Source organism: Robertkochia solimangrovi (genome assembly GCF_007279655.1).
Classification (GTDB): Bacteria; Bacteroidota; Bacteroidia; order Flavobacteriales; family Flavobacteriaceae; genus Robertkochia; species Robertkochia solimangrovi.
In genome coordinates, this window is the sequence record NZ_QKWN01000001.1 from 26911 (window position 1) to 38748 (window position 11838).

Annotated in this window: 8 protein-coding genes; 6 read left to right on the top strand and 2 right to left on the bottom strand. The window is 42.1% G+C overall.

Features of this window, described 5'->3' with window-relative positions; genetic code table 11:
* Positions 1-182 precede the first annotated feature (182 nt).
* From DMZ48_RS00125 to DMZ48_RS00145, 5 genes are read left to right on the top strand one after another with little or no spacing between them, the layout of a single operon-like run.
* On the top strand, positions 183-1436 hold the full coding sequence (locus DMZ48_RS00125) for an efflux RND transporter periplasmic adaptor subunit (protein WP_143953072.1): 1254 nt from the start codon (positions 183-185) through the stop codon (positions 1434-1436).
* 54 nt (positions 1437-1490) lie between these two features.
* A complete protein-coding gene (locus DMZ48_RS00130) occupies positions 1491-2168 on the top strand; it encodes an ABC transporter ATP-binding protein (RefSeq protein WP_143953073.1) in 678 nt (225 codons plus the stop codon).
* Positions 2169-2199: 31 nt separating this feature from the next.
* Entirely contained in the window at positions 2200-4602 is a 2403-nt protein-coding gene (locus tag DMZ48_RS00135) for an ABC transporter permease (protein WP_143953074.1), read from the top strand.
* Positions 4603-4626: 24 nt separating this feature from the next.
* Positions 4627-7026: an ABC transporter permease gene (locus tag DMZ48_RS00140; RefSeq protein ID WP_143953075.1), complete on the top strand. Its 2400-nt coding sequence runs from the start codon at positions 4627-4629 to the stop codon at positions 7024-7026.
* Between the two features lie 12 nt (positions 7027-7038).
* A complete protein-coding gene (locus tag DMZ48_RS00145) occupies positions 7039-8460 on the top strand; it encodes a TolC family protein (protein ID WP_143953076.1) in 1422 nt (473 codons plus the stop codon).
* Positions 8461-8561: 101 nt separating this feature from the next.
* Here DMZ48_RS00145 and DMZ48_RS00150 read toward each other — a convergent pair whose 3' ends face one another.
* Complete coding sequence (locus tag DMZ48_RS00150) at positions 8562-9497, bottom strand: glycerophosphodiester phosphodiesterase family protein (protein ID WP_143953077.1); 936 nt, start codon at positions 9495-9497, stop codon at positions 8562-8564.
* A 5-nt stretch (positions 9498-9502) separates the two neighbouring features.
* Entirely contained in the window at positions 9503-11095 is a 1593-nt protein-coding gene (locus tag DMZ48_RS00155) for a calcineurin-like phosphoesterase C-terminal domain-containing protein (RefSeq protein WP_199287914.1), read from the bottom strand.
* Positions 11096-11386: 291 nt separating this feature from the next.
* On the opposite strand from DMZ48_RS00155, the gene DMZ48_RS00160 reads away from it, so the two are divergent.
* Positions 11387-11827 (top strand): DinB family protein, encoded by a 441-nt coding sequence (locus DMZ48_RS00160; protein WP_143953078.1) that lies wholly within the window; start codon positions 11387-11389, stop codon positions 11825-11827.
* Positions 11828-11838 lie beyond the last annotated feature (11 nt).

Below are 11838 nucleotides of genomic sequence, written 5' to 3' on the forward strand. Positions count from 1 at the left end.
GAATACACCCATCTTCCTTAACGTTGCAAGGAGCAGCATCGCTAAAGACCTGTTCGCTAGCGAACACAAAGTGTAACGAAACCGAACACCTTCCTTTTCCCTTTATTATCTAACTAATTGATTTACTGCGTTTTAAGATTATGGCACGATAATACGTATACAATGAACAAACCACGCCATATATGGACATTCCGATAGAAAAGAAAAAATTCGATACAACAAAAATTCTTAAGATAGGTGGAGCGATCGCATTGGTTGCGCTAATCCTGTTCGCAATTCTTGCCTCCGGTGGAAATGCAACCCTCAACGTTAAGCGTGAAAGAATTGCGATCAATGATGTAACCAAAGGGATATTTCAGGAAAACATACCGGTAAACGGAGCGGTACTCCCCATTTCAACCATTTACCTCGATGCCGTAGAAGGCGGACGTGTGGAGGAGAAATATGTGGAAGACGGTGCCGTAATGAAGAAAGGTGAGCCGATACTCAGACTTTCAAATACAGACCTTGAACTTAGCCTGATCAATCAGGAAACAGCGGTTTATAATTTAATCACCCAAATGCAGATCTCGCAAACGGCGGCAAGGCAAAATACCATCAACAGACTCAACCAACTAACTGATGTTGAAAATGCCTATATCGAAGCAGAGCGTGTGTACAATCTCAACAAGAAATTATACGCACAACAAGCGATCGGCCGTCAGGATCTGCAGGAGGCTGAAAACAATTACAATTATCAAAAAGAGCGACTCGAACTTGCCAACCAGATTCTGAAACAGGATTCTATTGCCGTACAGCAAACCAATGATCAGGAAAAAAGTTCCTATGCACGAACCAAAAATGCCCTTGACCTTATGCGTAAAAAGGTGGAAGACCTCATCGTACGAGCTCCGGTAGATGGCCAGCTCACATCGCTGGATGCGGAAATCGGTCAAAGTAAGAACAAAGGAGAAAGACTCGGTCAGATCGATGTTCTCAGCGGTTTTAAGGTAAGAGTTGATATTGATGAACACTACATCGCCAGGATCTATTCCGGGCAACGCGGAACCTTTACCTATAAAAATAAACCCTATACCCTGATGATCAAAAAAGTATTTACGCAGGTGGTTAACGGAAGATTTCAGGTCGATATGGAATTCGAAGGGGAAGTGCCGGAAGGGATACGCAGAGGGCAATCACTCCAGATCCGACTGGCCTTAAGCGAGGAGAAAGAGGCTATCCTGATACCGAAAGGATCCTTTTTTCAGGAGACCGGAGGCAACTGGATCTTTAAACTGAGTGAAGATGGCAACACCGCTTATAAGACAGACATTCAGTTGGGAAACCAAAACACGGAATACTATGAAGTATTGACCGGACTAAAGCCCGGCGACAAGGTGATCACCTCCGGATATGACATCTATAAAGACATCGAAGAATTGAATATTAAGGATTGATACAGGGATCAATCCTAACCAAGCAATTGAAATAATTATAAACACAAGAAAATCATGATTAAGATCAAAGACCTTGAAAAATACTATCGTACCGAAGAGGTACAGACAGTAGCGCTGAACAAATTATCGTTTGAAGTTAAAGAAGGGGAATTCGTAGCCGTAATGGGCCCTTCGGGTTGTGGCAAATCGACCTTACTGAATATTATCGGACTTCTTGATGATCCGGATGGAGGAAGTTTCGAATTCAACGGGATCGAAGTATCCGGCTATAAAGAACGTCAACGAGCAAACCTGAGAAAACACAATATCGGATTTGTATTTCAGAGTTTTAATCTCATCGATGAACTTACGGTATTTGAAAATGTGGAACTACCCTTGATCTATACCGGAGTCAAACCGGCTGAAAGAAAACGAAGAGTAGAGGAAGTATTAGAAAAAATGCAGATCATGCATCGAAGAAATCACTTTCCCCAACAATTATCGGGAGGACAACAGCAAAGAGTAGCCGTAGCCAGAGCCGTGGTTAACGATCCAAAACTGATTCTTGCTGATGAGCCAACCGGAAATCTCGACAGCAGCAACGGAAACGAAGTGATGCAATTACTGACCGAATTGAATGAACAGGGAACCACTATTGTTATGGTAACACACAGTGAGCATGATGCAAAATACAGTCACCGCGTCATCAGAATGCTCGACGGACACAAAGTAACAGAAAGCTTACTCGTTTAATCATTTCATCAATCAATCAAAAAGAACAATTATGATCCGTAATTATTTCAAAATCGCCTGGCGAAATCTTAGAAAGAACAAGATCTATTCCTTCATCAATATTTTCGGTCTTGCAATCGGAATGGCGGTTACTATCATTATCGGACTTTGGGTACACGACGAACTCAACTACAATCATTACTTTAAAAATCGCGATAAGATCGCCCAGGTATTTCAGACGCAGACCTTCAACGGTAATAAGGGTACCGGATCAGCCATCCCAAGACCCCTGGAAATGGCGATGAGAGAACAACATTCCGATAAGTTCAAACATATCGTTATGTCTTCCTGGAATCAGCCCTCCTATCTGGAATATAAAGACATCAACATATCAAAGAATGGTAATTCCATGCAGGAAGGAGCCATAGACATGCTCGGACTCAAAATTCTAAAAGGTGTTAAAGACGGCATATCCGATCGGTATTCGATCATGCTTTCAGCGTCTACGGCCAAAGCCTTATTCGGAGACGAAGAACCCATCGGGAAGATCATTAAAGCAAATAGCCAGTATGACCTTAAAGTAACTGCTGTCTATGAAGACATTCCGGTAAATAACTCCTTTTCCGATCTGGATTTCGTTAAACCCTGGGACCTTTATGCCAATTCTATGGACTGGGTGAAAAGATCAATCGATAGCTGGGGTAACAATTCCTTTCAACTATTTGTTCAAATGAATGACGATCAAACCCTGGATGATCTCAACAAACAAATAGAAAGAATCAAATTAGATGCTCCCGGAGCTGAAGATACCAAACAATACAATCCGGTCATGTTTCTACACCCGATGGATGACTGGCATCTGCGCTCAGAATTCAAGAATGGTGTTAAAACAGGGGGTCGCATTGAATACGTTTGGCTCTTTGGAATTATCGGATTATTCGTATTACTGCTGGCATGTATCAATTTTATGAATCTCAGTACTGCCCGTTCCGAGAAACGAGCCAAAGAGGTAGGGATTCGTAAATCGGTAGGATCCAGCAGAGAACAACTTATACGTCAATTCCTCGGCGAATCACTATTCGTTGTGGTTATCGCCTGGGTATTAGCGATAATAATCGTACTGGCATCGCTTGACGGCTTCAATAAATTAGCGAGCAAAGCCATTGAATTCCCCTGGACGAATCCGTCATTCTGGCTTGCTTCAATAGCCTTTGTCATCATCACCGCGGTACTATCCGGTAGTTATCCGGCATTATACCTCTCTTCCTTCAACCCGGTTGAGGTACTAAAGGGAACCTTCAAGGCAGGAAAACTGGCGCATTTACCGAGAAAGGTACTGGTTGTTACCCAGTTCACCGTCTCCATCGCTTTGATCATTGGTACGATCATAATACTGAAGCAAATTCAACATACGAAGAACAGACCTATCGGGTATTCAAAAGAAGGGCTCATTCAGATCCCGGTGATGAGTCAGGATTTTCTTGGGAAACAAGATATCATGCGCAATGCATTTCTTAGTTCTGGTGCTGCGATCGCCATGTCGACCTCAAGTAGTCCTACCACGAATGTTTGGTCGAATCGATCCGGTTTTCTCTGGGAAGGCAAACCTGATGGATTTCAGGAAGACCTTGCATGGGTGGAAGTATCTCCGGAATATGTATCCTCTCTCGGATTAAAAGTAGTTGAAGGCAGAGACTTTTCCAGAGAATTTCCTACCGACTCCAATGCAGTACTTCTGAATAAGACCGCTGTAAAATATATGGGACTTAATGATCCTGTGGGTAAATTGATCCGTAGCGATGATGATGGTGAAGACGAACCTATGAAAGTGATCGGGGTTGTGGAAGATGTGATCATGCAATCGCCCTACGAGCCCGTAAAACAGACCATCTTTGTCTTTGATCGCCATGGTAACGCAAGTTATTATAACCTGAGATTGAATCCAGACAGAAGCGTTTCTCAGAATTTGGAAACCATCGAACAGGTTTTTAAAGAACATTTCCCCAACCTGCCTTTCTCCTATCAGTTCGTCGATGAGGAATATGCACAAAAGTTCGCCGCAGAAGAACGTATTGCCAGTCTGGCATCGGTATTTACCGTACTGGCCATTCTGATCAGTTGTCTCGGACTTTTCGGACTTGCCTCTTTCGTAGCAGAACAGCGCACTAAGGAGATCGGAGTAAGAAAAGTACTGGGTGCTGATATAACCAACCTGTGGATGTTGCTCTCTAAGGATTTTCTTACACTGGTTGCGATATCCTTGCTCATCGCATCTCCTCTTGCCTATTTCTTTATGCAGAACTGGATCACAAAGTTCACCTATAAGACCAATATCTCCTGGTGGATATTCCTGATGGCCGGTATGGGGGCTATCCTGATCACTATGATCACGGTAAGTTTCCAATCGCTGAAAGCAGCGACCGCCAATCCTGTAAAAAGTCTTAGAACAGAATAATAACAATTAGTAAGCTGACCGATCATGATCAAAAACTATATAATTACGGCACTTAGAAATCTTTATAGAAATAAGATATACAGCAGTATAAATATACTCGGGCTCAGTATAGGTCTTGCATGCTCCATGCTGATCATTCTTTATGTGAAAGATGAGCTTAGCTTTGACCGGTTTCATGAAAATGTAGATCGCGTTTATCGCATCGTGAGTGACGAGGTAGACGTAGAAGGCAATGTGACCAACAAAAACAGTCATACCGGAGCCTTGCAAGGACCCTTATTCGCAGAACATGTACCTGAGATCCAAACCTATGTAAGAATTCAGAGCCAACATATGGATATACGGATCGACAATGAAATAAAATCGGAGGAACTATTCAAAGTCGATAAGGACTTCTTTAAGATCTTTTCCTTTCCTATGATTAGTGGAAATCCCGAAACCTGTCTGACACAACCTTTTTCCATCGTACTATCACAAGACATGGCCATTAAGATCTTTGGGACTACCGATGTTCTGGGCCGATCCGTAATGCTAAAAGATGGTCAGGATTTCCAACCTTATCAAGTTACCGGGGTAGCGAAGAATACTCCCATAAATTCTACTGTACGCTTTAATATACTGATACCCCAGCAACTTGATGAGAGTGAGTTGAGTAACCGGATGAACTGGTTCAATTTTTTTCAAAACACCTTCGTCTTACTTGCAAAGAACGCAGACTTAACGAAGGTGGAAGAAAAGATGGATGCCTTCTATAAATCCGATTCCAAAGAAGCCAGAGATCGCATGGCAAAAGAATACGGAATGACCGAGGCAATGGAGAATTACAAACTGCAGCAATTGACTGATATACATCTCAATACAGAACTCCCTGCTCAGAATGGCTTAACAAGTGCAAGCAACCCGATGTATTCCTATCTGCTTTCAGGGATCGCCTTATTCATACTTTTGATCGCCTGTATAAACTTCATCAACCTGACCGTGGCACGTTCTGTAAAACGTTCCCGGGAAATAGGTATTCGAAAAGTGATCGGTGGAGAACGCAGGCAATTGATCATACAATTCCTGAGTGAATCATTTGTGCTCTGTGGTTTTGCCTTTCTTCTTGCAATCTTACTTCTGAAACTCTCTCTTCCGGTTTTCAACAATCTCGGAAATAAAGCACTGTCATTTTCATACCTTTTAGATCTTAAACTAATACTGGGATATCTACTGCTATTCGTTATCACAGGATTTCTGGCAGGCTTCTATCCTGCAATCGTACTTTCCGGATACAATCCGGTGGAAACCCTTTACAGCAGATTCAATATAGGCGGTAAGAACTACCTGCAAAAATCATTGGTGGTATTTCAATTCATCCTTGCCTCCTTTATGATCATGGCTACACTGGTCATCTACTCGCAATTTAATCTGCTTACCGAAATGGAACTTGGATATAATGACCAGAATCTGGTTGAAGTAAGTAAATATCCATTTGAAAGAAGCGAGTTGGAAACCTTTACCGAACAATTGAAAAAAGATCAGAGCATTATCGATATCAGCGGAAAGAATGGAGGTAGCTGGTTTACCGCAGCCAAAGTAAATGGAGAGACCATCTTACAATTCAGCATTGAAACCGTGGATGAAAATTTCATCCCCATGATGGAGATTCCGGTCATTCAGGGCAGGAACTTCTCGAGAGATTTCCCTTCCGATTCCAGTAATTCTGTACTGGTCAATGAAACCTTTGCCAAGGAAGCCGGGTGGAAGGATCCCATTGGAGAAACGGTCAATTTCTGGTATAATGACAACGAAAAATATCAGGTCATCGGGGTGGTAAAAGATTATCATTTTCAGAGTTTGACCAATAAGATCAGACCCCAGCTTTTCACGATGAATATGCGAAATGAAATGGGTAAGGTATTTATAAAGATCAACCCTGAAAAAACGACCAACGCACTGGAACATATCGAAAGTACCTTTAAGACGCTGTACCCGAATGATCCCTATAATTATGTCTTTACCGAGGAACAAAATCTAAGAAGCTATGAACAGGAATCTAAATGGAAGCAGATCATGTTATTCGGGGCCTTGTTAACCATTTTTGTATCCTGTATCGGACTCTTTGGATTGACAGTACTCGCTGCTGAAAAAAGAACGAAAGAGATCGGAATACGCAAGGTATTGGGTGCATCCGTTAATACAGTGGTTGCCACCCTGACCAAAGATTTTCTGAAACTGGTGATTTTGGCACTTATCGTAGCCATTCCCATCACCTGGCTAACCGCAGGAAAATGGCTTGACAATTATCCCTACCGCATAGAAATAAACTGGCAGCTATTCGTCATTGCCGGAATACTTATCCTCCTGATCGCTGTAACCACCATTAGTTTTCAGGCAGTAAAAGCCGCTGTTTCAAATCCCGTAAAAAGCCTGAGAACAGAATAAAACAGTAAATAAATGATACGTATCATCCTCATATTATCCACTTTTCTATTGAACCTTTTTCTATGTAATGCACAGGAAAAGGTATACACGCTCGAAGATTGCATCGCTATAGCCTTTGAAAACAATCTTGACTTAAAGGGCTCTCATCTCAATGCCGATGCAGCCCGGGTGGATTTAAACCGGTCATGGGGAGATATAACCCCTGCAGTTAATGCCAGTTATGAACTAGGGATCACCGACGGACGAAGTATTGATCCCTATACCAATGACTATATCGATCAGGAACTGACCTATTCAACAGCAGCCCTTTCGTTGAGCGCCACCGTGTTCAACGGATTTAAATTAAAGAATACCATAAAGCAAAGTCGCCAGAATCTGAATGCCTCAGAAATGGAGATAGCAGAAGCAAAACAAGACCTACGCTTGAAAGTCACCCTTGCTTATCTTCAGATCTTGAACACCAGAGACCAGTTAACTCTTGCCAAATCCAGGCTGGAAGTAACCGGACAACAGGTTGACAGACTGGAAGTACTATACCAACAAGAAGTTGGAAATCCTGCTGATTATACCGATATGAAGGGGCAATTCTCCTCTGACCAGATGGCCGTTCTCACTGCGGAAAACAATCTCAAGGCAGCGATCATCAACCTGTTTTTATTGATGGGAGTTGAGACCGAACTCGATGCAGATTTCCAGAACACCGCAGCTTCCCTAAAATTTGAGCTTTACCCGATCTCCTCTGAAGATGTATACGAGGAGTCTCTGGCCAACCTTCCCACCTTTAAAGCCAAGGAACTCCGACAGGAAGCTGCAGAAAGTGGTGTTAGTATCGCTATCGCCGATTACTTCCCAAGAATTTCCTTGTTTGGCGGACTCTTCACCAACTATTCAAGTGCTGCAGAGGTCTTCAACCAAACCGGCACCAACACGGTCAATACCGGAAGTTATGTAAATATAAACGGTACTGATTATGACGTTTTCGCTGATCAGGCGATCTTCAGTTCGGAAAAGATATCCTATGGCGACCAGTTCAATAATAACCTGAACACCTCCTATGGTGTAAGTGTGAATATACCCTTGTTCAATGGTGCCAGAGCAAGAAATAATGTCAAGATCAGCAAGATCGAACTGGAATCTGCCGAAAATGAACTAAAACAAACCAAACTCTCTTATAAAAAGTCTATAGAACAGGCCTATATCAATATGGAGACGGCCTATGACAAGTTCCTGGTACTTCAGGACCAGGTGAAAGCGTATGAAGAATCATTCAGAGTGAATGAAATCCGTTTCAACAGCGGAGTATCCAATATCGTTGAATATATTATCGCAAAGAATAATGTCGATTCCTCCCGACTTAATCTCTCGATCGCACAGTACGAATATGTACTGAGAACACTGGTTCTGGATTATTATCGAGGTAGTTTTGATATGTGATCAGTAAGGCCTAAAATACTTCTCATATAATTTTAGACCAGATAGCCCGGTATTCTGAAGAATTCCGGGCTATTGTATGGTTAGTTATATCGATCAAAAGATCATTTACCCCGGATCAAAGCCTTCACCCTCCCAGGAAAATCTGATATAATTCCATCAACCTTCAAAGTATCCATCCTTTGAATAGCGACCGTATCATTCACTGTCCATGGAATTAATTTCAGTCCCTTGCTGCGTATCGAATCCACAAAGGAGAAACTGTGGATTAGCTTATAGGAAGGACTGTAAATTTCAGGCAGGAAGGTAAGTTCATTTAAATTCATGTCGATACCCGGTTTATACACCAGATATGCGAGCGTTATCTCAGGATATTTACGATGCATCACCTCCAGAATGGCCGGATCGAACGACTGAATATTAACGGGCCCCTGAATTATACTATTTTCAAGAATCTCCATAACCATATCGGTCAATTCCTCAGGTTCCGGCTGAGATATCCCATATTCTTCCGGTTTGGATTTGATCTCTATATTATAACCTACAGGCTTGCGGTTATTCGATTTCAGAAAGTTTTCCACACTGTCGACAACCTCCGTCAATAAAGGTTTGTAGGCAGCCATCTTTCGCTGTTGAGGAAAATCGATATTCCCACGTCTACCGATATCATAATTTCTGATACTATCGTAGGTCATCTTATACAGGTTAAGATCATGTTCTTCTGCTGAAGTAACGACGCTTCCATCCGGAAAACTCACATATTTTGAAGACATATAAGGTTCATGAGACACTACCACCTTGCCGTCTGAAGAAATCACGACATCCAGCTCGATGATATCGGCTCCGTCCTCGATGGCTGCAATATATCCAGGTATACTATTTTCCGGCATGAGTCCACGCTCGCCACGGTGCCCCTGGATCTGAATATTCTTTACTTCAGAATCACGGTTACTAACGGAAGCCTCTGAAGGTTTATTCTCCTTACAGGCTACCCCTGTGGAAAGAATAAGGATTGAGGTAACTATTTTTATTGATTTCATACTGATTAAATTTTGGATTTGGCAATTCTGTATTCAGTCACTGCATGATGCTCTTTCCCGAACATGTCTACCGCGCGTATCTCGATCTTATGAGTTCCGATACTCAGTTTAAAGGGAAGCTCACCACGCCATAAATGTTTACAATCAATGGCATCGGAAGCTCTTCTTCCAGGCAATAATATCTCACTGGTATCCCGCTCTAAATTAGTTGCCACAAAGGAAGGGTCTGGAGCCACCACGTAATCCATATCCTGCCAATTACCTCCATCGACTCTATAACTAACTTTATCTCCTTCCCGACCCACAAAGAAATTTGCATAAAGACCCGATTTAGAACGCCTGCCCTGCTCGATCACTTTGGGCGCGAACACCTTGATCTGATAAGCTTCAGGTTCTCCGGCAACTTTATAATCAAATTCATATTGATTTCCACGGAACTTCATAAACACATAACCTTTTGGAGTTCCGTCGCGCATAGTGGAAACGGGAATTCCCTGATCATTTAAGAGTCCGGAATACCAGTCGCCGGAAGTAGTACCCACATTGAAATGATGATGTGGTTCCTTGCGAAGCCAACCTGATGAAGCATCCATATAATCCTGTCGCTGAATATGCGTATGAGCGGAAAGCGAAAGTGTATGGGGAAAATCTTTTAACAACCGAAACAATTTCTCCCGGTCTTTATCCCTGAAACTATCTCCTTCCGGTTCGCTTAGCGGTATATGAAATGCTAGCACGATCAGATGATCCTTAGACACATATTTCAGATCCTCTTCAATAAATTGTAGCTGATCCGGTCGGAATCCACCCCAATATCCCTTTTGATCTCTTGGATCGGGATAAAGGATATCATCCAGTACGATAAAATGAACCTTGCCATAATTATAAGCATAGTTGGCGGGTCCAAAATGAGACTCGTAGGTCTCATCAGATAAGTTATCAGTTTCCGCATCGAAGTTCATATCATGATTTCCCATCAGATTAAACCAGGGGATTCCGGCTTTTTTCATTACCCCGATATACGGCTCGAAAAGTTCAAGATCATTTCCTACAAGATCTCCGAGACTGAGCCCGAAAATTACATCCTGAATCCCTTCAACTTCGGCTACCACGCCTGCTTCAAAATACGCCAATTCTTCCCGCGTATACGGCTGTGGATCTCCAAAAATAAGCGTGGTAAATTCATCCTTCTCCTCAGCCGGTTTAAGTCCGAAATCGACAGACTCAGGTAAAGATCCGGTAGGCTTCACACCCTCAAACTTAAGAGTTGGGGATCCCATTGGTTTATGGATATAATAAAACTGAGGAAGATTGTTAGCGTTAACGGGCAAGCTGAATCCGGATGGCTTAATCACTGCAATGATCATGTCTTCAGAAACCGGAAGTTCATAATGACCCTTACGATCGGTTTGCACCACATGTACGCCATCAGTTACAGACACCCTGGGTATACCCTTTTCTTCGGTATCGCGTACACCATTACCATTGTCGTCTGAATAAATAATCCCGCTTACTGCAGACTGTGAATAAATTATATTACAGGCTCCCAGAAAGATCAGGGAAACCATAACGCTCTTTAAACTGTTATATGAAATCATATTTTTAGATTAATATTTACGTAAATGATCGAATTGGTCATCAGTCCATTCTCATTAAAAAACCTGATAGGCTTCAGAGAAAAGAAGTTATAACGGATCTTTCGTCACCAGATCCGGAAGTTGAGAGTCGGGAAACCGGCAGTACCCGAATCACAAAAGAAATACAGTATCATGAATAAGTGTTGAGCTTAACTTTAAGGTTACGTTAAATCCATTGGAAACCAGGAAATATTCAACATTCCTATGATTCCATAATAAATCTTTGAAATCGGATTTTCTTAACTTTAGTTCATGAAAGAGCTATTCACAGATATCTTCGAATATCACCATCATTTCAATCAGAAACTCATCGCAGTATTCATAGCGCATGTTTCAGACATTTCAGACCGAAGTATTCCAACCCTGTCCCATATCATCAATGCCCATACAATCTGGAACTGCAGAGTACAAAAAATGGAGACACCTCCATTGAACCAATTGCATTCCCTGGAGGAAAGTGCGCAATTGGATCTTTCCAATTACAATTATACTATGCAGATCCTGGATCAGTATGAGCTTGAAGAAATTATCCATTATTCCAATTCACGAGGGAATTCCTATGAGAATACCATAAGAGACATTCTTTTTCATGTAAATAATCATACCACCCACCACCGGGGTCAGCTTATCTCAGACCTCCGACTTAACGGTATTGAGCCATTCATCAGTGACTATATCTTCTGGAAAAGATAATTGCTATCAAT

Bases quoted from the DNA above. Each gene is read 5' to 3' on its own strand.
- DMZ48_RS00130 (WP_143953073.1), top strand. From the start codon at position 1,491: ATGATTAAGATCAAAGACCTTGAAAAATACTATCGTACCGAAGAGGTA.
- DMZ48_RS00155 (WP_199287914.1), bottom strand. From the start codon at position 11,095: ATGATTTCATATAACAGTTTAAAGAGCGTTATGGTTTCCCTGATCTTT.
- DMZ48_RS00140 (WP_143953075.1), top strand. From the start codon at position 4,627: ATGATCAAAAACTATATAATTACGGCACTTAGAAATCTTTATAGAAAT.
- DMZ48_RS00125 (WP_143953072.1), top strand. From the start codon at position 183: ATGGACATTCCGATAGAAAAGAAAAAATTCGATACAACAAAAATTCTT.
- DMZ48_RS00160 (WP_143953078.1), top strand. From the start codon at position 11,387: ATGAAAGAGCTATTCACAGATATCTTCGAATATCACCATCATTTCAAT.
- DMZ48_RS00150 (WP_143953077.1), bottom strand. From the start codon at position 9,497: ATGAAATCAATAAAAATAGTTACCTCAATCCTTATTCTTTCCACAGGG.
- DMZ48_RS00145 (WP_143953076.1), top strand. From the start codon at position 7,039: ATGATACGTATCATCCTCATATTATCCACTTTTCTATTGAACCTTTTT.
- DMZ48_RS00135 (WP_143953074.1), top strand. From the start codon at position 2,200: ATGATCCGTAATTATTTCAAAATCGCCTGGCGAAATCTTAGAAAGAAC.